19 protein-coding genes are annotated in these 22,086 nt (G+C 30.4%); 16 read left to right on the plus strand and 3 right to left on the minus strand.

The features are described from left to right. Positions 1-138: 138 nt before the first annotated feature. Positions 139-1,599 carry an NADP-dependent glyceraldehyde-3-phosphate dehydrogenase gene (locus M4I33_RS07515; RefSeq protein WP_257916212.1) on the plus strand — a complete coding sequence of 487 codons (1,461 nt, stop codon included), beginning with the start codon at positions 139-141 and terminating at the stop codon, positions 1,597-1,599. A 64-nt stretch (positions 1,600-1,663) separates the two neighbouring features. On the opposite strand, the gene M4I33_RS07520 is transcribed toward M4I33_RS07515, so the two are convergent. Together M4I33_RS07520 and M4I33_RS07525 are read right to left on the minus strand one after the other, a co-directional pair. Continuing rightward, positions 1,664-2,278 (minus strand): cell wall hydrolase, encoded by a 615-nt coding sequence (locus tag M4I33_RS07520; protein ID WP_257916213.1) that lies wholly within the window; start codon positions 2,276-2,278, stop codon positions 1,664-1,666. 65 nt (positions 2,279-2,343) lie between these two features. Beyond that, positions 2,344-3,330: a hypothetical protein gene (locus M4I33_RS07525; protein ID WP_257916214.1), complete on the minus strand. Its 987-nt coding sequence runs from the start codon at positions 3,328-3,330 to the stop codon at positions 2,344-2,346. Positions 3,331-3,487: 157 nt separating this feature from the next. On the opposite strand from M4I33_RS07525, the gene cdaA reads away from it, so the two are divergent. The 5 genes from cdaA (at position 3,488) to buk (ending at position 9,403) form a co-directional block, all read left to right on the plus strand. Continuing rightward, positions 3,488-4,345: a diadenylate cyclase CdaA gene (cdaA, locus tag M4I33_RS07530; RefSeq protein WP_257916302.1), complete on the plus strand. Its 858-nt coding sequence runs from the start codon at positions 3,488-3,490 to the stop codon at positions 4,343-4,345. Then, the gene (locus M4I33_RS07535; protein WP_257916215.1) at positions 4,315-5,568 is read left to right on the plus strand and encodes a YbbR-like domain-containing protein; all 1,254 of its coding nucleotides are present in this window, start codon (positions 4,315-4,317) and stop codon (positions 5,566-5,568) included. Before cdaA ends, M4I33_RS07535 begins: the two co-directional genes overlap by 31 nt. A gap of 9 nt (positions 5,569-5,577) precedes the next feature. Beyond that, entirely contained in the window at positions 5,578-7,173 is a 1,596-nt protein-coding gene (locus M4I33_RS07540) for an NAD(P)/FAD-dependent oxidoreductase (RefSeq protein WP_257916216.1), read from the plus strand. Between the two features lie 221 nt (positions 7,174-7,394). Beyond that, entirely contained in the window at positions 7,395-8,306 is a 912-nt protein-coding gene (ptb, locus tag M4I33_RS07545) for a phosphate butyryltransferase (RefSeq protein WP_194191732.1), read from the plus strand. 29 nt (positions 8,307-8,335) lie between these two features. After that, positions 8,336-9,403 (plus strand): butyrate kinase, encoded by a 1,068-nt coding sequence (buk, locus tag M4I33_RS07550; protein WP_257916217.1) that lies wholly within the window; start codon positions 8,336-8,338, stop codon positions 9,401-9,403. A gap of 53 nt (positions 9,404-9,456) precedes the next feature. On the opposite strand, the gene M4I33_RS07555 is transcribed toward buk, so the two are convergent. Further along, positions 9,457-11,508: a methyl-accepting chemotaxis protein gene (locus M4I33_RS07555; protein ID WP_257916218.1), complete on the minus strand. Its 2,052-nt coding sequence runs from the start codon at positions 11,506-11,508 to the stop codon at positions 9,457-9,459. Between the two features lie 193 nt (positions 11,509-11,701). Between M4I33_RS07555 and M4I33_RS07560 the strand changes: the two genes are divergently transcribed. The 10 genes from M4I33_RS07560 (at position 11,702) to ilvD (ending at position 22,085) form a co-directional block, all read left to right on the plus strand. Continuing rightward, positions 11,702-12,535 carry an AIM24 family protein gene (locus M4I33_RS07560; RefSeq protein WP_257916219.1) on the plus strand — a complete coding sequence of 278 codons (834 nt, stop codon included), beginning with the start codon at positions 11,702-11,704 and terminating at the stop codon, positions 12,533-12,535. A gap of 85 nt (positions 12,536-12,620) precedes the next feature. After that, on the plus strand, positions 12,621-12,926 hold the full coding sequence (locus M4I33_RS07565) for a YerC/YecD family TrpR-related protein (RefSeq protein WP_194191736.1): 306 nt from the start codon (positions 12,621-12,623) through the stop codon (positions 12,924-12,926). Between the two features lie 90 nt (positions 12,927-13,016). Then, on the plus strand, positions 13,017-14,363 hold the full coding sequence (gene glmM, locus M4I33_RS07570) for a phosphoglucosamine mutase (RefSeq protein ID WP_194191737.1): 1,347 nt from the start codon (positions 13,017-13,019) through the stop codon (positions 14,361-14,363). Between the two features lie 132 nt (positions 14,364-14,495). Then, positions 14,496-14,822, plus strand: coding sequence for a hypothetical protein (locus tag M4I33_RS07575; protein WP_257916220.1), 327 nt, complete (start codon positions 14,496-14,498; stop codon positions 14,820-14,822). A gap of 575 nt (positions 14,823-15,397) precedes the next feature. Then, positions 15,398-15,892: an acetolactate synthase small subunit gene (gene ilvN, locus M4I33_RS07580; RefSeq protein WP_257916221.1), complete on the plus strand. Its 495-nt coding sequence runs from the start codon at positions 15,398-15,400 to the stop codon at positions 15,890-15,892. Positions 15,893-15,933: 41 nt separating this feature from the next. Beyond that, positions 15,934-17,526: a citramalate synthase gene (gene cimA, locus M4I33_RS07585; protein ID WP_257916222.1), complete on the plus strand. Its 1,593-nt coding sequence runs from the start codon at positions 15,934-15,936 to the stop codon at positions 17,524-17,526. A gap of 19 nt (positions 17,527-17,545) precedes the next feature. Continuing rightward, positions 17,546-18,808 (plus strand): 3-isopropylmalate dehydratase large subunit, encoded by a 1,263-nt coding sequence (leuC, locus tag M4I33_RS07590; protein ID WP_257916223.1) that lies wholly within the window; start codon positions 17,546-17,548, stop codon positions 18,806-18,808. Between the two features lie 18 nt (positions 18,809-18,826). After that, a complete protein-coding gene (gene leuD / locus M4I33_RS07595) occupies positions 18,827-19,312 on the plus strand; it encodes a 3-isopropylmalate dehydratase small subunit (protein WP_257916224.1) in 486 nt (161 codons plus the stop codon). Between the two features lie 17 nt (positions 19,313-19,329). Further along, positions 19,330-20,421, plus strand: a complete 1,092-nt coding sequence (gene leuB, locus M4I33_RS07600; RefSeq protein WP_257916225.1) for a 3-isopropylmalate dehydrogenase — start codon at positions 19,330-19,332, stop codon at positions 20,419-20,421. 5 nt (positions 20,422-20,426) lie between these two features. Then, positions 20,427-22,085, plus strand: a complete 1,659-nt coding sequence (gene ilvD / locus M4I33_RS07605) for a dihydroxy-acid dehydratase (protein WP_257916226.1) — start codon at positions 20,427-20,429, stop codon at positions 22,083-22,085. Position 22,086: the final 1 nt, after the last annotated feature.

Below are 22,086 nucleotides of genomic sequence, written 5' to 3' on the forward strand. Positions count from 1 at the left end.
AAACTTTAACCTTTTTTTTATTTATTTTTGATAATAATGTGTTATAATTAATAAAAATTATTAGTTAATTAGAATTATAAGAGATGACGGTTATAAATATTAGTTAAATATCAAATAATATAAAAAAGGAGTGAGGATATGTTTAATAGAGAAGAAGATAATAAAATGTATTTTGGTAATTTAATAAACGGAAAATGGGAGAATGATTCAAATGAAAAAAGAATCGAAATAAAATCTCCAGTAGATGATAGATCAGTAGGATTTATTCAAGCTATGTCAAAAGAAGAGGTCGATAAAGTAATAGATATAGCAGTTGATGCACAAATTAAATGGAGAGAGATGCCAACAAATCAAAAATCAAGAATACTTCATAACGTAGCAGACCTTTTAGAAGAGAGAATAGAAGAGATTGCAGAAGTTCTTATGGTTGAAATAGCAAAAGATAAAAAGAGTTCAATGTCAGAAGTAAAAAGAACAGCTGACTTTATAAGATTTACAGCAGATACAGCTGAAAATATAAAAGGGGAGTCACTTCCAGGAGATTCATTCCCAGGATTTAAAAACGATAAAATCTCAATAGTAACTAGGGAACCTTTAGGAGTTGTTTTAGCTATATCACCATTTAACTATCCAGTAAATTTAGCAGCTTCAAAAATAGCACCAGCGCTTATGGCAGGAAACACAGTAGTATTTAAACCTGCAACTCAGGGAAGTATTTCAGGGCTTTATCTTGCAAAAGCATTTGATGAAGCTGGAGTTCCAAGTGGAGTTTTAAATACTATTACAGGAAGAGGTAGTGAAATTGGAGATTACGTAGTAACTCATCCTAAAATAGATTTTGTTAACTTTACTGGAAGTAGTGAAGTTGGTAAGAGAATTTCTAAAATAACAGAAATGAAACCACTTTTAATGGAACTTGGAGGAAAAGATGCAGCTATAGTTTTAGAAGATGCAGATTTAGATTTAGCAGCTAAAAATATAGTAAGCGGTGCATTTTCTTATTCAGGACAAAGATGTACAGCAGTTAAAAGAGTTTTAGTTTTAGAGAGTATAGCAGATGAATTAGTATCGAAGGTTAAAAAAGAAATGGAAGCTTTAACTGTTGGAAATCCATTAAAAGAGCAATGCACAATAGTTCCTTTAATAGATAAGAAGTCAGCTGATTTTGTAGAAGGATTAATAGATGAGGCTAAAGAAAAGGGAGGAACTCTTTTACTTGGCGGAAATAGAACAGGCAATTTAATTTACCCAACTCTTTTTGATAACATCACTACAGATATGAGACTTGCTTGGGAAGAGCCTTTTGGACCTGTACTTCCTATTATAAGAATTAAAGATGTAGAAGAAGGAATAAAGATTGCAAACGAATCAGAGTATGGACTTCAATCTTCTGTATTTACAAAAGATATAAATAAAGCATTTTATGTTGCAAACAAACTACAAGTAGGTACTGTTCAAGTAAACAACAAAACTGAAAGAGGACCAGACCATTTTCCATTCTTAGGAGTTAAATCATCAGGTATGGGAACACAAGGGATTAGATACTCAATTGAATCTATGTCTAGACCTAAGGTAACAGTTATAAATTTAGAAATGTAAAATAAAAATGGTGCTTAAATTTTAGGTTAATCTAAAATTTAAGCACCATTTATTTAGGTGAATTTTATTGTTTAAAGAAAGTATGATTACCAATTTTTTTGGAATCTTTCTTAGACGTTTCTTTCATCCAAGTGCAAGTTGCAATAGATGGATTATAGAAGAAAAGAGCATCATTAGTTGGGTCTTTACCTCTAATAGCTTCGTAAACTGCATCGTAACAAGACTGGTCAGGCTTAGCCACTAACTTACCGTTAATTACACAAGAAAACGCGTTTTTTTGGAAAACAACTTTTTCTATAGTATCTGGGAACTTAGGGTTTGTAACTCTATTTAGTACAACTGATGCAACGGCTACTTTTCCAGTAAAAGGTTCTCCTCTACTTTCGCAATATACTAATTTAGCTAAAAGGTCTATATCTGCTTTTGTAATCTCAAGGGAAGAACCGTTGTGATTAAAAACTTCAATATCCTCTTTTAAATTTTTTTCAATTTTTTTTGAAGATGTTGTAGTTACGTTAGTACTTTTTGCACCTTCTATAATTTTTTCATTTTTAATATTTAACTTCTCGTTTGTAATGCTTGAAAAGCTGAAATGAGGTGCTACAAAAGATATAGCTTCAGCTGTAATACAAGATGATACAACTAGATAAGTTAATAAAAGACTGAAAAATTTTTTCATAAAAAACCTCCTCTTTAATAACCCAGTCCAGTTGATAGTCTTGCCATATTTATTTAAATTTATACTTAACTATTTTTATATTTATCTAAATCTTTTAAAAATTTATCATAAAGCTTAGAAAAATCATCATATTTTGAGCATGCATTTATAGAAGATTCTAAAGACGAAGAGATAGATTCTTTAAGTTCAGTTATATAAAGTCCATAGATATCTATTAAATTTTCTATAGATTTCTGAAGTGATAGTGCATCTTCTGGAATACTTAAACAAAAATATTCTTCTTTTATTTTATTTAAAGTATTTTTTTTGTTTTCTATATCAGTAATAAGAGTATCTAAAGATCTGTTGTTTTTGTATATATCTTCTATAGCTGGTTTTAAGTCTTCATTTATCTTGTTGAAATTAGTTATAATTCCATTTAAAGATGTAATGAAGTTTCTTTTAGTATCATTATTTATTTGAGTTAAGTTATTCATTTCAAGTAAAGTTTGTAAGTATGTTTTAGTAAATTTGAAAAAGCTTTCTGAATCCTTTGAAATTATGTTTTTAACTCCAAGTTTACTTATGTTTTCTACTTCCTTATAAAAAGAATCAAGATTTTTATTATACTCATTAATTTTATCTTCTAACCTAGAAGTTTTTGGGTTTGTATATAGTTCTAATGAAATTTTAAAAAGGTTAATGTTTGTATCAAGTGTTTTTAATATAGCTTTTTGAGTAGTGTCTAGTGAAGTTAAATCTAGAGTGCTTAGTTCATTTTTAATTCTTTCAAGTTCAATTAAATTAGAAGAAAGAACTTGTTTTGAAATCTCTGGATTTATACTATTATCATTTATAGCTAATTTTAAATTATCGTTAGCTAAATTAATTTCATTTGCTAATGTATTTAGTTTTTTTAAATTTCTATTAGTAGGACTAAAACTTGTAAAAATTAATAATACTATAGGTAATAGTATAGCGACACACAAAATAGTAGAGAGCTTTTTATTTTTTGATAGAAAGCTTTTTATGATATTTTTAAGTTCTAAAAACTTTTTAGATATTTTCTCCAAAGTTTACCACCCCTTTTCATAATCTAACAAACGTAACTTTGTAAATTATATTCATTAAAGTAAAAGAATATTATAAAAAGCCACAAAAAAGTAATTCTATATGTGTGTAAGGTAAGCTTTTTTGTTGTATAATTTAAATGGAGAAGAGGTGAAACTAATGCAGGAATTTTTCTTAGGAACTTTAAATTCAGTAAAAAATATATCAATTTGGTCTGTATTAGATATTTTAGTTGTTGCTTATATTTTCTATAAAGGTTATATACTAATAAAAGAAACTAGAGCAGAACAACTTCTAAAAGGAATTTTATTTATAGTTATACTTATACCTATAAGTTACATATTACATCTTAATATGCTTAACTTTATTTTAAATAAGACTTTAACTATAGGTGTGCTTTCTGTTGTAATCATATTTCAACCTGAAATTAGGCGTGCACTAGAACATTTAGGAAGAAGTGCATTTGATGATATGCACACAGCAGGAATGACTAAAGAATATAGAGATAAATTAGTAGATGAGATAGTTACAGCAACAGAAGATTTAGCAGAAACTAAAACTGGTGCTTTAATAGTTATAGAACAAGGAACAGGTCTTGGAGAAATACTAGGGTCAGGTACGATTTTAGATGCTGAAGTTAGTTCGGCACTTCTTGAAAACATATTTGTTGTAAATACTCCACTTCATGATGGAGCTACAATAATAAGAGGAGATAGGATATACGCTTCAGGCTGTGTACTTCCTCTTACAAACAATAACGCAATTAATAAAAAATTAGGAACTAGACATAGAGCTGGTATAGGTCTTTCAGAAAATTCAGATGCTTTAGTTATAATAGTATCAGAGGAAACTGGAACTATATCATTAGCTATGAATGGAAGGCTTACTAGAAATTATGACGGTAATAAATTAAAAACTACTTTAGTAAGCATAATGAATAGTAGAAGTGAAAAAAGAAGTAAAAATGCTAGTGAGAAGGTGAAGACATGGATAAGGGGAATAAAAAGGAAAAAATAATTATTAAACTTATATGCCTTTTATTATCTTTTGGTCTTTGGATATATGTAACTAACGTTGAAAACCCAATTCAAACATACACTTTAAAAAATGTGCCAGTAAAGCTTACTAACACAGAACATTTAAAAGATTATGATTTAGCTATAGCTCCAAATCAAAACTTTACAGTAGATTTAAAACTAGAAGGTGATGCAAATCAACTTTATTCAGTTAATAAAGATCAATTTAATTTAGTTGCAGATTTAGGAGAGTATGCACTTAAAAAGGGTGAAAACAATGTTCCTATAGAAATAAAAGATATGCCAAGTAACATAAATGTTAAAAGTGATAAAACGCAAAGTATAAAAATTATTTTAGAATCGTACGAAACTAAAAAATTTAAAGTAACATCAAACGTAAATGTTAATTTTGCAAATGGTGTTTACAAAGATTCAGTAACTCCAACAGAGCAAACAGTTACTGTTTCAGGTCCAGAATCTGCTGTAAACAGTGTAAGTGCTGTAAGTATGATTGGAGAAGTAAATGAAGTAAACGAAAATATGACTAAAAACTTTGGCTTGCAGCCTTTAAACGAAGACGGAAATCTAGTTAAAGGGGTAAGCCTAAATGATACTCAAGGAACTTTAAATATAAAGGTTAGTAAAGGAAAAGTTGTAAATATTGACCCAGATTACACAGGACATTTACCTGATGGATACTCTTTAAGTAAAAGCGAACTTTCAAAAAGTACAGTTCAAGTATTTGGAGAAAATAAAGATTTAGAGGCTATATCATCAATAAAAACAGAGAAAATAGATTTAAGTAATATTACTATAGATGTAAGTAAAAAAGTTAATCTTGTAATTCCTCCAAACGTTAAAGTAAGTCAAAATACAGTAAATATTAATTTAGGTGTAACTAAAGAAGAACCTAAAACTAAAGAATTAAATATTTCTGTAAATTATACTGGACTAGGTGAAGGCTTAACATTAACAAATCAAGGAACTACTACAAAAGTAGTAATACAAGGTTTAGATAGCTACATAAATACTGTAGGTGAAAAAGACCTTACCGCTACTGTAGATTTAAGTAGCTACAAAGATTCAGGGACATTTGATATAGAACCTGTAGTGAAATTAGTCACAGAAAATAAAAATATAACTATAAAAACTGTGGATAAAGTAAGTTTCACTGTTAATAAACCTGATAAGGAAAAGGAATTATCAAGTGAACCTAAAAGATAGGAGAATTTTATGCCAATTAAATTAAACAATATAGTATTAGATATAGATGAAGATATAACTCTTTTAAAAGAAAAAGCAGCAAAAAAGCTTAAAATAAAAAAAGAGGATATAAAGGATTTTAAAATAATAAGAGAAAGTATAGATGCTAGAAAAAAAGATATAATAAAGTTTAACTATAGAGTGTTAGTTAAATGTGATAACGAAAAAAAGATAGTATCAAAACTAAAAAATAACTCTATAATTTTTGAAGAAGAAAAAGAAATAGAACCATTTATTTATGGAGATAAAGAAATAAAGGGAAGACCTGTTGTAATAGGACTTGGACCAGCAGGACTTTTTTCAGCTCTAACTTTAGCAAAACACGGATATAAGCCTTTAATTTTTGAAAGAGGAGAAGATGTTGATACTAGAACAGAGACAGTAGAAAAGTTCTGGAAAGAAGGAAAGCTTATTCCTAATTCAAATGTACAATTCGGAGAGGGAGGTGCTGGTGCCTTTTCTGATGGAAAACTTACAACTAGAATAAAAGATAAAAGATGTGAGTTTGTAGTAGAAGAATTGGTTAAAAATGGAGCTCCGGAAGAGACTGCATACCAAGGTAAACCTCACGTTGGAACTGATATATTAAAAGACGTAGTTAAAAATATAAGAGAAGAAATAAAATCTTTAGGTGGAGAAGTTCATTTTAATTCTTTATTAGAAAAAGTTAACGTAGAAAATGGTGAATTAAAAAGCATAGTAGTAAACGGAAAAACTATAGAATGCAACTGCCTTGTTTTAGCTATCGGACATAGTTCAAGAGATACGTACGAAATGCTATATGAAAATGGGATAGAGATGGAGCAAAAAGCCTTTGCAGTAGGAGTTAGAATAGAGCACCCTCAAGAGATAATAAACGTAAGTCAATACGGAAAATATGCAAATCATAAAAGGCTTAAAGCAGCAGATTACAGATTAACGTACCAAAGTGAAAAGCATAATAGAGGAGTATATTCTTTTTGCATGTGTCCTGGAGGAGTTGTAGTAGCTGCAGCCTCTGAAGAAGGAAGACTTGTATCAAATGGTATGAGTTATCACGCAAGAGATTTAGATAACGCAAACTCAGCTTTAGTTGTAACTGTAGGACCAGAGGATTTTTCAGGAGATCATCCTCTTTCAGGTATGGAGTTTCAAAGAAAGTATGAAGAACTTAGCTTTAAACTAGGGGGAGGGAACTATAAAGCACCTATACAGCTTATAGGAGACTTCTTAAATGATAGAAACTCAACTAAACTTGGAAGCGTTATTCCAAGTTATAAACCTGGATACGAATTTAGAGAACTTAAAAATTGCCTTCCAGAAGATGTAGTTGAATGTTTAAAAGAAGGAATAGTCTTCTTTGGTAAAAAGATAAAGGGTTACGATATGGAAGACGGAGTTTTAACAGGGATTGAAACTAGAACATCAGCCCCAGTTAGAATGCCTAGAGATAAGATGCTTCAAAGCGTAAGTGCTAAAGGATTATATCCTACAGGAGAAGGTGCAGGCTTTGCTGGAGGAATTATTTCAGCAGCTGTGGACGGAATAAAAGTTTCTGAAAGAATAATGGAAGAATTTAAAAAATAGCATTTATATAAAGCTACCTCAAAACAAATATTTGTTTTGAGGTAGCTTATTTTTATAAATAAATATTCAATTAAATTTTCTGAAAACTTGGCTTTTGGATAAAAAATCTGATACAATGTATATGTATTTCGTTATAAAATTAACGATATTTTATTGAAAAAATGGATTATAGTTCAAAAAATATTTAATATATAAAGAAAATCAAGAGGTGTGGTATTACAATGAGTAAAAATTTTGACGATTTATTATCAAAGGTTAAAGAGGTTAAAATTAAAAAAGTAGCAGTAGCAGTTGCGCAAGATGAACCTGTTTTAGAAGCTGTTAAATCAGCAAAAGAACAAGGGATAGCAGATGCTATATTAGTAGGTAACAAAGAGGAAATAAAAGAATTAGCTGATAAAATAGGAATGGATTTAACTAAATTTGAAATAATTCATGAGCCTGATGTTAAAAAAGCTGCCCTATTCGCTGTTCAACTTGTTTCAAGTGGAAAAGCAGATATGGTAATGAAAGGATTAGTAGATACAGCTACATTCTTAAGAAGCGTTTTAAATAAAGAAATAGGTTTAAGAACTGGAAAGTTAATGTCTCACGTAGCAGTTTTTGAAATAGAAGGAATAGATAGACTAATATATCTAACAGATGCTGCATTTAACACATTCCCAGATTTAAAAGCAAAATCTCAAATCATAAACAATGCAGTTACAGTAGCTCACGCTTGTGGTTTAAAACTTCCAAAGGTAGCACCAATTTGTGCTGTAGAAGTAGTAAACCCTGATATGCCAGCAACTATAGATGCATCAATTCTTTCAAAAATGAATGAAAGAGGTCAAATTAAAGGTTGTATAGTAGATGGACCTTTAGCTTTAGATAATGCTATTTCAGAAGAAGCAGCACACCACAAAGGTATAACAGGACCAGTTGCAGGTAAAGCTGATATATTATTATTACCAAACATAGAAGTTGCAAATGTTATGTACAAAAGCTTAACTTATACAGCACCTTCAAGAAATGGTGGATTATTAGTAGGAACATCAGCACCAGTTATCTTAACTTCAAGAGCTGATTCATTCCAAACTAAAGTAAACTCAATAGCACTTGCAGCATTAGTTGCAGAATCATTAAAAAGATAGACAGTAGGTATAAGAAGGAGGAGAAAATAATGGCTTATAAATTATTAATTATAAACCCAGGTTCAACTTCAACTAAAATTGGAGTTTATGAGGGAGAAAAAGAAATATTAGAGGAAACTTTAAGACATTCATCAGAAGAAATAGCAGCTTATGATACAATTTTTGATCAATTAGGATTCAGAAAAGAAGTTATCTTGAATGTTTTAAAAGATAAGAACTTTGATATAAATACTTTAGATGCTGTAGTTGGTAGAGGCGGAATGCTTAAACCAATCCCAGGAGGAACTTATAAAGTAACAGATGAATTAATAGAAGATTTAAAAGTTGGAGTTCAAGGACAACATGCTTCAAACTTAGGAGGAATACTAGCAAGAGAAATAGGAGATAGCGTAGATGTTCCTTCATTTATAGTTGATCCTGTTGTTGTAGATGAACTTTGTGATATAGCAAGAATTTCAGGTACACCTGAATTACCAAGAGTTAGTAAATTCCACGCTCTTAACCAAAAAGCAGTAGCTAAAAGATATGGTAAAGAGTCAGGAAAAGGATATGAAAATTTAAACCTTATAGTAACTCATATGGGTGGAGGAGTTTCAGTTGGAGCTCACAAAAAAGGTCAAGTTGTAGATGTAAATAACGCTTTAGATGGAGACGGTCCATTCTCACCAGAAAGAGCTGGAAGTGTTCCAGTTGGAGAACTTATAAAAATGTGCTTTAGCGGAGATTACACAGAAAAAGAAGTTTACAGTAAGATCTGCGGAAAAGGTGGATTAGTAGCATTATTAAATACTAACGATATGAGAGATGCACTTAAAGCTATGGAAGAAGGGGACAAAAAAGCTGAATTAGTATTTAATGCATTTATTTATCAAGTAGCTAAAGAAATCGGAGCTATGGCTACAGTACTTGAAGGAAAAGTAGATAGAATTTTATTAACAGGTGGAATTGCGTATTCAGACGTAGTTGTTAATAAAATAAAAGAAAGAGTAGGATTTATATCTGAAATAACAGTATATCCAGGGGAAGATGAATTATTAGCACTTGCACAAGGTGCAATAAGAGTTCTTGATGGCGAAGAAGCTGCAAAAGAATATTAAAATTAAAATAGGCTTATGTACTATTAGTACATAAGCCTTATTTTTTAGATAAATTAATCTAATGTGAATTTTAAAACTTTATCTCTAACATCCTCAGCTGTATATAATAATTCTTGAGCACTATTATTTATAGTATCGAATGTTGAACTCTGTTCATTTGCAGAGGCGTTAACCTCTTCAGTAATTGCAGCTATTTGCTGAGAAACGCTAGCAACTTCTGAAATGTTTTTAAGAACCTCATCTTTTTTATTATTTACAGTAGATATTTCGCTTGATATATTTTGAGTTATATTTACCATTTCTTTTAATGATGATTGCATTTCAGTAAATGATGACTCCATAAGTGTAAAATATTCATTTTCATTTACATTAAGTTTTTCTGTAGTATTTAAAGTATTTTTAGTATTTTTAACTAAACCATCAATTTTAGAAATTATCTTACCTATATTTAAAGTAGCAACTTGAGTGTCGCTTGATAATTTTCTAATTTCTTCTGAAACTACAGCAAAGCCTTTTCCAGCTTCACCAGCTCTTGCAGCTTCTATTGCAGCATTTAAAGAAAGTAGATTAGTTTGTTCTGCTATTTGGTTTATAACTTCTAAGAAGTTTCCTATATTATCAACCCCTAAAATAAGGTCATCTATTGTTTTCTTTAATTCAATAAAGCTTTTTGAAGATTCTTCTTTTGAATCTAATAAGTTATTAAGATTTGAGTTGTTATTTGTAAGTGCATTAACTACATCGTCACTGTGGTCAACCATAATGTGGTTATGGTTATCAAGAGTTATCATAGCTTCTTCTAATTCTTTTGTTTTAGATTCGCAATCATTAGCTTGATTAGCTGAGTCACAAATTCTTTCAGATATATCATTAATAGCTAAAACTATTTCACTATTAGTTGCACTAAGTTCTTCATTAATTGCAGAAAGGTTACTTGATTGCTCATTTACAGTAGTTACAGAACCTTGAATATCTAATAGAGTAGTTGAGAGATTTTCAATAGCTATGTTAAGTTCTTTTGATAAATCTTCAATTTCATCTCCAGAATTAATATCATTTATTTTAAAGCTTAAATCACCACTTGCAAGCCTTTTAGTGTAATTTTTAAGTTTTAATATTGGCTTTGTAAAGTTTTTAGATACAAATACTGTAGCTATTATAGCTAATATTAAGATAACAATAGTTGAAAGTATTGAAGTATATAAAAGATTTTTAATTGGAGCCATTATATCAGTAACGTACCCAGTAGAACAAACTGTCCAGTTTAGTCCTGGGATTGTAGTTTTAACTCCTATCTTATCTTCGCCGTTATAATTATAATAAATAGCATCTGAAGATTCGCTTAATTTTTCTGACTTGTCTATATTTAAATTAAGTGGTTTACCTACAAGTTCTTTATTAACATTAAAAATAACGTTATCTTTAGAATCAGTTAAAAATACATTATATCTATCATGATTATAAGTTTTTAGAATCTTTGCAAATTCATCAGCTGTTATATCTTTACCTATTATACCTACAAAGTTATGATCTTTATCATAAATACTTTTAGCAAGTACTATTATTGGTTTTGCACCGGCTTCATTTGAAATTAAAATATCAGATACTACGCTATCTTTACCATTTTTTAATTCTTTAAAGTAATCTCTAGTTGAAACATCACAAAACTGTGCAGTAGGGTCACCAGTTGCTACAACTATACCATCTTTATTTACTATATACTCATTGAAAATAGAATCAGATTCCATTTCCTTTTTAAAAGCATCAGTGATTTGTTTTTGAGAATCTTTAACTTTGCCATCATTGTTTTTTATTTTGTTTATATCTACTGTTGCAAAGTCAGAGAAGTTTGGATCATATATGAATCTATCTAATTTAGCTAATTCATCTTGAACTGCATAGTGGATAGTAGATGATATACCTTTAATATCAGAACTAAATGTTTTAAATATTTGATCTTCTTGAGATTTTTTAGCTGTTAATAAGTTTAGTGAAGTGGAAGCTATTTGGCTAATTATAAGTAAAATACCTATAGTTAAAAGTAATTTACCAGTAATTGACTTAAATATCCGCTTATCTTTTATTGTTTTCTTATAATTCTTCATTTTAAATTCCCCTTTTGTTTATAATTTTTAAACTTTGTTTAATTATATTATCGTTAAAAAATAATTTTTATTAAGTAAAAAAAGGTAAAAAATAATAAGTAATATTATGGAAAATTGAATTTTAATGAGAATTATGGTTAGCCTTAAGTGTATATAAGTAATATAATTAAAGTAAAAAAGGTAGGGATGGATTTTGAGAACAAGTTTAAATATATCTAACTCACTAAACTTAATAGGAGAAATGACTAACGATTCAAGGTTTCAAGTATTAGAATTTGATGAACTTAGAGGGGCAACTGATGTAGATACAGCATTTGATTTAAATGTATTAAATAGAGGTGGAGTTAGGCTAAAGCAAGTTAGGGTTCTTTTAGAAGATAGCGCTGTGAGAATAGAAGCTGGTCTTTTAAGCTATATGAAAGGTGATATAGAAATTTCTAATAATGCGGGGGGAGTTTTAGGTCTTTCTAAAAAATTTATAAAGAGTAAACTAACAGGTGAAGAAATGTTTAAACCTAGATATCATGGTCACGGTGAAATATATCTAGAACCTACATTTAATCACTATGCACTAGTAGAACTTGAGGATGATGAAATAATTGTAGATGATAGACTATTTGTAGCTTGCGAAGATACAGTAGAAGTTAAAGTTACAAGCCAAAAGACTATATCTTCAGCACTTTTTGGAAATGAAGGTTTCTTTCAAACGAAAATAAAAGGTGAAGGAATAGTAGTGCTTCAAATTCCAGTTCCAGAAGAAGAAATATTTAAATGCAGAATAAATGAAGATGTATTAAAAGTAGACGGTAGCTTTGCGATTTTAAGAACAGGTGATATAGAGTTTACCGTAGAAAAATCAGCCACATCTATTTTTGGAAGTGCAACTAGTAAAGAAGGGCTTTTAAATGTTTATAGAGGAACAGGTGAAGTTTGGCTTATTCCTACAAAAAGTGTTTACGATAAAATGAAAACTATGAGAATTAAAGAAGATATTTCAGATTTAGACTTAGATAATGATAAAAATTAATGCTTTTATACGATAAAGTTGTGAATTAATAAAGTAAAATGTATAATGAAAATTAAGTAAGCGTCATTTAGGAAGAGGGGATTTTATGGATTCAAGTAACTCAAAAATTAAAAGTGAAGAATTAGATTTATTATTTAAGGCTATTTTAGAATTAGAAAATATAGATGAGTGCTATAAATTCTTTGAAGATGTGGCAACTATAAACGAGATTAAAGCTCTAGCACAAAGAATACATGTAGCTAAATTATTAAATGATAAAAAGACTTATACAGACATAGCAGATAAAACAGGGGCAAGTACTGCGACTATAAGTAGAGTCAATAGATGTCTAAATTATGGAAGCGAAGGGTACAAACTTATTTTAAAAAGATTAGAAAATGATGAAAAATAAGAATTTATAACATTGTCAAACAAATTGTGAAATTATATACTATATAGTAGAGGAAAATTACAATTAATCTAAAGAAAGAGGTAAATTTTTATGAGTAGAATGTTTGGAACTGATGGTGTAAGAGGAATCGCAAATACTGAACTTACAGCACAGACAGCATATAATCTTGGTAGAGCAGGAGCGCATGTTTTAACAGAAGGAACACACAAACCTAAGATTTTAGTTGCTAAGGATACTAGAATATCAGGGGACATGTTAGAAGCAGCTTTAGTAGCTGGTATACTTTCAGTTGGAGCTGAAGCTATAGTTTTAGGAGTTATTCCAACACCAGCAGTAGCACATTTAACTAGAGAGTATGGAGCAGATGCAGGGATTATGATATCAGCATCTCACAATCCTGTTGAATATAATGGTATAAAATTCTTTAATGGAAACGGATATAAATTATCAGACGATTTAGAAGATAAAATTCAAGCTACTATAGAAAATGGATTCGAAGGGGTATTAAGCCCTGTAGGAGTAAACTTAGGAAGAAATAGAGTTGAAATATCAGCTTTAGACGATTATATTGAGTTTGCAAAGAAAACTATAAACGGTAAGCTTGAAGGATTAAAAGTTGCATTAGATTGTGCAAACGGAGCTGCATATAAAGCTGCAGTAAAAGCATTTAGAGAATTAGGTGCAGAAGTATACGTTATAAATGACAATCCAGATGGAACTAATATTAACGAAAAATGCGGATCAACTCACCCAGAAGAGTTAATGGATTACGTAGTTAAAAAAGGATGCGATATGGGATTTGCTTTTGACGGTGATGCAGATAGATGTTTAGCTGTTGATGAAAAAGGTAACCTTATAAACGGAGACTTTATCTTAACTTTATGTGCAAAATACTTAAAAGATAAAGGGGAACTTAAAGACGATACTTTAGTAGTTACAGTTATGAGTAACCTAGGATTAGATATTGCTTGTAAAAACTTAGGTATTAAAACTTTAAAAACTAAAGTTGGAGACAGATACGTTTTAGAAGAAATGGTTAAAAACGAATATGTTTTAGGTGGAGAGCAATCAGGACACATCATATTCTTAAATAATAATACAACAGGTGATGGACTAGTTACAGCACTTAATGTAGCAGCTGTATGTAAAGAATCAAAGAAAACTTTAGGCGAACTTGCAAGCGTAATGAAAGAACTTCCACAAGTTTTAGTTAATGCTACAGTTCCAAATGAAATGAAAAACATTTACTTAACAGATGAAGAAATAAAAGCAGAAATAGAAAGAATGGAAAAACTTATGGATGGTAAAGGAAGAGTCTTAATAAGACCTTCAGGAACAGAACCATTAGTAAGAGTTATGCTAGAAGGTGAAGACCAAGAGGAAATCGATAGATTAGCTCATAATCTAGCAGATATGATATTAGCTAAATGTAAATAAGATATTTAAAAAGCAGATATATTTTTGTATCTGCTTTTTTGTCCTTAAAAACATAACTAAGTTAAGTCTAATTATTACAAATAATACATTAAAATGGTATAATATTCCTAAAGGGTTTAGGAGGGGATTTTTATGTTTGCAACAGGTTATCCATCATTAATAATAATTAGAGTTAAAAATAACACTAAAGAGATTCTTGATAATTTAGTTTTTTATTATGAAAACGTAAGTAAGAAAACAGAAATAAAAATAAAAAAAATCAAGCCGAATAAAGAGGTTCAAACTGGAATTTCAAGTATTTATGCAAATGGTAATGAGTTAAAGTTAAACTTTTACTCTAAAGATAGTTTAATCTATGAAAAAGTAGAGAGAGACGATAAAAAATTATTAGTAATAAATATAAATTCAGTAGATGAACTTAAAAATTTAGAATTTGAAGTAAAAGAAAAAGAGATGTAACTAGGATTTGAAAATCCTAGTTTTTTTATTTTAAAGATTACTTTATAAGTAAATCTTAAAAAGGGTTTTAACCTTCATATAAAAATAAAAAAGACAAAAAATTAAAAAAGTATTCATATAAAAGACTTTTTATAAATAAACTATCAAAAATAAGAGGTTATTTTAAATATATTAATAATTGGATGTTTGCGAAGCTAAAACAAAAAGCTCAATATGTAAAAAATACCAATTTTTATTGACAGGGTAATAGTGGAGTAGTAAAATTTTACAAAAGACGAATTGAATATGTTTTAATATAAATGCAAAGAAGGAGACCTTTATAGGCAGTTTAAAGTTTTAGAGAGTCCGTGGTTGGTGAAAATGGATACTTTAAGTTTATAATTATCACTCCAGAGCAGAGGTCTGAAAAAAGAGTAGGATTTTTCCGGTGGCATCCGTTATATGCAAGGGTTTGTTAGAACCTAGTGATATTAGAATTAAGGCGGTAGTATATCCACTTCTTATGATTTTTATCATTAAGAGTGGTTTTTTTATACACAAAGAAGAAAATCAATATTTATAAAAGGGGGCTTTTTATGGATAAGCATGTGTTATCAGTATTAGTTGAAAACTCATCTGGGGTATTAAGTAGGGTTTCAGGACTATTTTCAAGAAGAGGATATAACATAGACAGCTTAACTGTAGGGAAAACTGAAAATCCTGAAATATCTAGGATGACTATAACTTTAAATGGGGACGATGATATTTTAGATCAATTTCAAAAACAGCTAAGTAAATTACAAGAAGTTATAAGGGTTTACGAACTCAAACAAGATATGGCTATGTATAGGGAATTAGTTTTAATTAAAGTTCGTGCAGCTTCTGAAAATAGAGCAACTATAAACGAAATAGTTAAAATATTTAGAAGCAAAATTATAGACGTTTGCCCTGAAACTTTAACTATCGAATTAACTGGTGATGAAAACAAGATTTCAGCACTTATTAAGTTAGTTGAGGAATTTGGTATAGAGGAATTAGTAAGGACAGGTATTACGGCACTTGAGAGAGGAAATCATACAATTAATTCATAAATTATGGCAAAGATTTATTAAAAAGGGGGTGGCTATAAATTATGGGGAAGGTTCAAATATTTGATTCTACTCTAAGAGATGGGGCACAAGGGCAAGGAATATCTTTTTCAATGCAAGATAAGATAAAGATAGTAAAAGCTCTAGATAACATAGGGGTATCTTATATAGAAGCTGGAAACCCTGGTTCTAACCCAAAGGATATGGAGTTTTTTAAGAGAGTAAAAGAATTAAAATTAGAAAATTCTAAGCTTTGCGCCTTTGGTTCTACAAGAAGACCTAAGGTAAAGGCAAAAGAAGACTTAAATATTATAAATCTTTTAAAAGCTCAAACTGATGTTGTAGTTATATTTGGGAAGGCTTGGAGTTATCAAGTAGATAAAATTTTAAAGACTACTTTAGAAGAAAATATAAATATGATACGAGATACAGTAAGTTTTTTTAAAAGTAAAGATAAAGAAGTTATATTTGATGCGGAACATTTCTTTGATGGATATAAAGAAAATAGTGAGTATGCAATTAAAACAATTGAATCTGCAAAAGAAAGCGGTGCGACTACTATTGTTTTATGTGACACAAACGGTGGAACTTTACCAGAAGAAATAAAAAATATAACAAGTGAAGTAAGAAAAATAGTTAAATGCAAAATAGGTGTTCATTGCCACGATGATATAGGAATGGCTGTTGCAAATTCTATAATGGGAGTTTTAGGAGGAGCAACTCAAATTCAAGGAACATTTATAGGAGTTGGAGAAAGATGCGGAAATGCTAATTTAAGTTCAATTATACCAACTCTTAAATACAAGTTAGGGATAGATTCTTTAGACGAATCAAAATTAAAAGATATAACTTCTACAGGAAGATATATAGCTGAGATATCTAATATAACTTTAAAAGAGGAGTTAGCTTATATAGGGTCATCAGCCTTTGCACATAAAGGTGGTATGCATATAGATGCAGTTTGTAAAGAACCTAAAGCGTACGAGCATATAGACCCTGAGTTAATTGGAAATAATAGAAGATTTCTAATTTCAGAAGTTAGTGGAAAGAGTACAGTTTTAAAAGAGATTCAAAAGATATTCCCGAATTTAGATAAAAATAGTGACGAAGTTATAAAAATAACAGAAAAACTAAAAGAATTAGAATTTGAAGGATATCAATTCGAAGGGGCAGAAGGAACAGTAGAACTTGTTATGAGAAAAATGATAGGTAAATACAAACCTTTCTTTAAATTAAAGACATTTAAAACTATAGATGAAAATATATTAGGTGATGATAAAGAATTCACATCATCTGCAATTATAAATGTTGTAGTTGATGGAAAAGAAGAGATAAGTGCAGCTGAAGGAGATGGACCTGTAAATGCTTTAGATAAAGCGTTAAGAAAGGCTTTAGAAGTATTTTATCCTATGTTAAATTCAGTAAAACTTGTAGATTATAAAGTTCGGGTATTAGATTCAGAAAGTACAACTAAAGCAAAGGTAAGAGTGTTAATAGAATCAACTGATGGAGTTGAAAATTGGAGCACAGTTGGTGTTTCAAAAGACGTAATCCAAGCTAGTTGGATAGCTTTAGTAGATTCTATTGAATATAAACTTATAAAAGATATAGAAAGAAAAGTTAGAACGTATTTTTAAAAAGAGGGGGCTAAAAATCATGGGAATGACTATGACTCAAAAAATTCTTGCAAAGCATGCAGGACTTAAAGAAGTAAAGGCAGGACAATTAATAGAGGCAGATTTAGATTTAGTTTTAGGAAATGATATAACAACACCTGTTGCTGTTAATGAATATAAAAAGTTTGGTGATAAGGAAGTATTTAATAAAAGTAAAATAGCAATAGTTCCAGACCACTTCACTCCAAACAAAGATATAAAAGCAGCAGAGCAGTGCAAATATATAAGAGAATTTGCAAATGAAAAAGGAATTGAAAACTTTTTTGAAATAGGGGAAATGGGAATAGAGCATTGCTTAATTCCAGAAAAAGGACTAGCTGTAGCTGGAGATGTTGTAATTGGGGCAGACTCTCATACGTGCACTTATGGGGCATTAGGTGCATTTTCAACAGGGATAGGCTCAACTGATATGGCATCTGGGATGGCTACAGGGAAGTGTTGGTTTAAAGTTCCAAGAGCCTTAAAGTTTATATTAAAAAATAAACCAGCAAAATGGGTATCTGGAAAAGATATTATACTTCATATAATAGGTGAAATTGGAGTAGATGGGGCTTTATATAAGTCTATGGAGTTCTTTGGAGATGGGTTAGATTATCTATCTATGGATGACAGATTTACTATGGCTAATATGGCGATAGAAGCTGGAGGTAAAAACGGGATATTTAAAGTAGATGATAAGACTATAGAATATTTAAAAGAACATACAAAAAGAGAGTGGACTGTATATGAAGCTGATAATGATGCAGAGTATGACGAAGTTTATGAAATAGATTTAAGTAAATTAAAGCCTACTGTAGCATTCCCACACTTGCCAGATAACACAAAAACTATAGATGAAATTTCAGAAATTAAGATAGATCAAGTAGTTATAGGTTCTTGTACTAACGGTAGGATGTCAGACCTTAGGGTAGCTAGAGATATATTAAAAGATAAAAAAGTTAAAAAGGGAGTTAGGTGCATTGTTTTCCCTGGAACTCAAAAGATATATCTTCAAGCTATAAAAGAAGGAATAGTAGAAGACTTAGTTAAAGCTGGCGCTGTAGTTTCAACTCCAACTTGTGGACCTTGCCTTGGAGGGCATATGGGAATACTTGCAAAAGGTGAGCGTGCAGTATCGACTACAAATAGAAACTTTGTTGGAAGAATGGGACACGTAGAATCAGAAGTATATCTTGCAAGTCCAGCTGTTGCAGCTGCATCAGCTATAGCTGGTAAGATAGAAAATCCTGAAAATGTGGTATAGAAAAGGGGAGATATAAAGATGTTAGCTAAAGGTAAAGTTTTTAAATATGGAGATAACGTAGATACAGATGTAATAATACCTGCAAGATATCTTAACACTTCAAGTCCAGAAGAACTTGCAAAACATTGTATGGAAGATATAGATTCTGACTTTGTAAATAAGGTTAATAAGGGAGATATAATAGTTGCAAATAAAAATTTTGGTTGTGGTTCAAGTAGAGAACATGCACCACTTGCAATTAAAGCTTCAGGGGTAAGTTGTGTTATTGCAAGCACTTTTGCAAGGATATTTTATAGAAATGCAATAAATATAGGTCTTCCAATATTAGAGTGTGAAGAGGCTGTAAAAAATATAGATTCTAAAGACGAACTTTCAATAGATTTTAATACTGGGGTAATTAAAAATCTTACTAAAAATGAAGAGTATAAAGGGGAAGCTTTCCCGGAGTTTATGCAAAAAATAATAAATAGCGACGGTCTTATAGGATATATAAAAAGTAAGTAAAAAAAGGGGGCTAGAAAATGAAATACAATATAGCTGTTATTCCTGGGGATGGAATAGGGAAAGAAATAGTTAAAGAAAGCATTAGAGTTTTAAATGCAGTTTCAGAAAAGTTTAATCACAGATTTGATTATAAATATCTTTTAGCTGGCGGGAGTGCAATAGATAAAGAGGGAACTCCGCTTCCTCTTGAAACTTTAAAAGAATGCAAAGAAAGTGATGCGGTATTACTAGGTGCTGTAGGTGGACCAAAGTGGGACGACCCTAATTCTAAGGTTAGACCAGAACAAGCTCTTTTAGGGTTAAGAGGTGAAATGAATTTATATTGTAATTTAAGACCAGCAGTATTATATGAACCTTTAAAAGAAGCATCACCTTTAAAAGAAGAAATAATAGGTGAAGGACTTGATATCTTAGTTGTAAGAGAATTAACTGGCGGAATTTACTTTGGTAAAAGAGGAAAAGATGAAGTTATTTATAATGATAAAAAAGTAAATAGTGCTTACGATTCTGAGGAATATAACGAAGAAGAAGTAAGAAGAATTTCAAAGATTGCCTTTGAATCAGCTATGAAAAGAAATAAAAAGGTAACTAGCGTTGATAAAGCTAATATATTAGAAAGTTCAAGGCTTTGGAGAAGGGTAGTTTGTGAAGTATCAAAAGATTATAAAGAAGTTACTTTAAATCATATGTATGTTGATAATGCAGCGATGCAATTAGTAAGAGATCCAAAACAATTTGATGTAATAGTAACTACTAATATGTTTGGAGACATTTTATCAGATGAAGCATCTATGATTACAGGTTCTATAGGAATGTTACCTTCAGCTTCACTTGGAGAAGGAAGCTTTGGGATGTATGAGCCAATTCACGGAAGTGCACCTGATATTGAAGGAATGGGAAAAGCTAATCCTTTAGCTACTATACTTTCAGTTGGAATGATGCTTAGATATAGCTTTGGTTTAGAAGAAGAGGCAAATTCTATAGAAAAATCAGTTATAAAAGTATTAGAAAAGGGATATAGAACAGCTGATATTATGGGACTTGAAAAAGAATTAGTAGGAACAGAAGAGATGGCAAGTTTAGTTATAAAAGAAATAGAAGGGATGTAATATTTATGAGAAGTGACAGAGTAAAAAAAGGGGCATCTAAAGCTCCTCATAGATCATTATTTAAAGCTATAGGTTTAACAGATGAAGAAATAGATAGACCTTTAATTGGTATAGTTACATCTCAAAACGATATAATTCCAGGTCATATACATTTAAATAATATAGTAGAGGGAGTTAAATCAGGTATTTTATCAAACGGTGGAACACCTTTAGTATTTCCAACTATCGGTGTATGTGACGGGATAGCTATGGGACATATAGGAATGAAATACTCTTTAGCAACTAGAGAACTTATAGCAGATTCTATAGAATGTGTAGCAAATGCACACGGGTTTGATGCTTTAGTATTTGTTCCTAACTGTGACAAGATAGTTCCAGGGATGATTATGGCAGCATTAAGGCTTAACATACCTTCAGTAGTTGTAAGTGGTGGACCTATGCTTTCAGGAAAGCATAAAAATAAAAATATTTCATTATCTACTATGTTTGAAGCAGTTGGTGCTTTTGAAGCGGGAAAGATAGAAAGAAAAGAACTTTTAGATATGGAAAACAAAGCTTGCCCTACTTGTGGCTCTTGTTCTGGAATGTTTACAGCAAATTCTATGAATTGTTTAACGGAAGCATTAGGGCTTTCTCTTCCAGGTAACGGAACTATACCAGCTGTTTATTCAGAGAGAATAAGACTTTCAAAAGAAGCTGGAAAGGCTGTTATGGAAGTATTAAAAAAAGATATAAAACCTAGAGATATAGTAAATGAAAAATCTATAAGAAATGCATTAACTGTAGATATGGCACTTGGATGTTCTACAAATTCAGTTCTTCATTTAACGGCTATAGCAAACGAAGCTAAAGTAGAAATGAATTTAGATATTATAAATGAGGTTTCAAATAATACTCCAAACCTTTGTAGACTTGCACCAGCTTCAGAAACTCACATAGAAGATTTGTATTTAGCTGGTGGAATAACAGCTGTTATGAATGAATTATCAAAAAAAGATTTGCTTAATTTAGATTGTTTAACAGTTACATCTAAAACTCAAGGTGAAAATATAAATGGCTGTGTAGTTAATGATTATAACGTAGTTAAAAATATAGAGAATCCTTATAGCAAAACAGGCGGTATTAGAGTTTTAAAAGGAAATATTGCATTAGATGGTGCAGTAGTTAAAAAGTCAGCAGTTTCAGATGAAATGCTAAAGCATAGCGGACCTTCTAAAGTATTTAATTCAGAAGAGGAGGCTATAGAAGCTATATTATCTGGAAAAATAATTAAAGGTGATGTAGTAGTTATAAGATACGAAGGACCAAAAGGTGGACCTGGAATGAGAGAAATGCTTTCACCTACAGCTGCAATATCAGGAATGGGGCTTTCAGGTAGCGTTGCACTTATAACAGACGGAAGGTTTAGTGGTGCAACTAGAGGAGCAGCTATAGGGCATGTTTCTCCAGAAGCTGCAGAAGGTGGAAATATAGCATTAATAGAAGACGGGGATATTATTTCTATAGATATATTAAATGGAAAATTAAACTTAGAAGTTTCAGAGGAAGTTTTAAAAGAGAGAAGAGAAAATCTAGTGCTTTTAGAACCTAAAATTAAAGAAGGGTATCTTTATAGATATGCAAAATTAGTTAGTTCTGCAAGTTCTGGGGCTGTATATAAGTAAT

Source organism: Clostridium sp. LY3-2, from assembly GCF_024705715.1.
Taxonomy (GTDB): domain Bacteria; phylum Bacillota; class Clostridia; order Clostridiales; family Clostridiaceae; genus Clostridium.

Excerpts from the sequence above, each read along its gene's own strand:
- M4I33_RS07555 (WP_257916218.1), bottom strand. The coding sequence starts at position 11,508 with ATGAAGAATTATAAGAAAACAATAAAAGATAAGCGGATATTTAAGTCA.
- leuC (WP_257916223.1), top strand. The coding sequence starts at position 17,546 with ATGGGAATGACTATGACTCAAAAAATTCTTGCAAAGCATGCAGGACTT.
- leuD (WP_257916224.1), top strand. The coding sequence starts at position 18,827 with ATGTTAGCTAAAGGTAAAGTTTTTAAATATGGAGATAACGTAGATACA.
- buk (WP_257916217.1), top strand. The coding sequence starts at position 8,336 with ATGGCTTATAAATTATTAATTATAAACCCAGGTTCAACTTCAACTAAA.
- ilvD (WP_257916226.1), top strand. The coding sequence starts at position 20,427 with ATGAGAAGTGACAGAGTAAAAAAAGGGGCATCTAAAGCTCCTCATAGA.
- M4I33_RS07540 (WP_257916216.1), top strand. The coding sequence starts at position 5,578 with ATGCCAATTAAATTAAACAATATAGTATTAGATATAGATGAAGATATA.
- M4I33_RS07575 (WP_257916220.1), top strand. The coding sequence starts at position 14,496 with ATGTTTGCAACAGGTTATCCATCATTAATAATAATTAGAGTTAAAAAT.
- M4I33_RS07565 (WP_194191736.1), top strand. The coding sequence starts at position 12,621 with ATGGATTCAAGTAACTCAAAAATTAAAAGTGAAGAATTAGATTTATTA.
- cdaA (WP_257916302.1), top strand. The coding sequence starts at position 3,488 with ATGCAGGAATTTTTCTTAGGAACTTTAAATTCAGTAAAAAATATATCA.
- ptb (WP_194191732.1), top strand. The coding sequence starts at position 7,395 with ATGAGTAAAAATTTTGACGATTTATTATCAAAGGTTAAAGAGGTTAAA.
- M4I33_RS07520 (WP_257916213.1), bottom strand. The coding sequence starts at position 2,278 with ATGAAAAAATTTTTCAGTCTTTTATTAACTTATCTAGTTGTATCATCT.
- M4I33_RS07535 (WP_257916215.1), top strand. The coding sequence starts at position 4,315 with ATGGATAAGGGGAATAAAAAGGAAAAAATAATTATTAAACTTATATGC.
- ilvN (WP_257916221.1), top strand. The coding sequence starts at position 15,398 with ATGGATAAGCATGTGTTATCAGTATTAGTTGAAAACTCATCTGGGGTA.
- leuB (WP_257916225.1), top strand. The coding sequence starts at position 19,330 with ATGAAATACAATATAGCTGTTATTCCTGGGGATGGAATAGGGAAAGAA.
- cimA (WP_257916222.1), top strand. The coding sequence starts at position 15,934 with ATGGGGAAGGTTCAAATATTTGATTCTACTCTAAGAGATGGGGCACAA.
- glmM (WP_194191737.1), top strand. The coding sequence starts at position 13,017 with ATGAGTAGAATGTTTGGAACTGATGGTGTAAGAGGAATCGCAAATACT.
- M4I33_RS07515 (WP_257916212.1), top strand. The coding sequence starts at position 139 with ATGTTTAATAGAGAAGAAGATAATAAAATGTATTTTGGTAATTTAATA.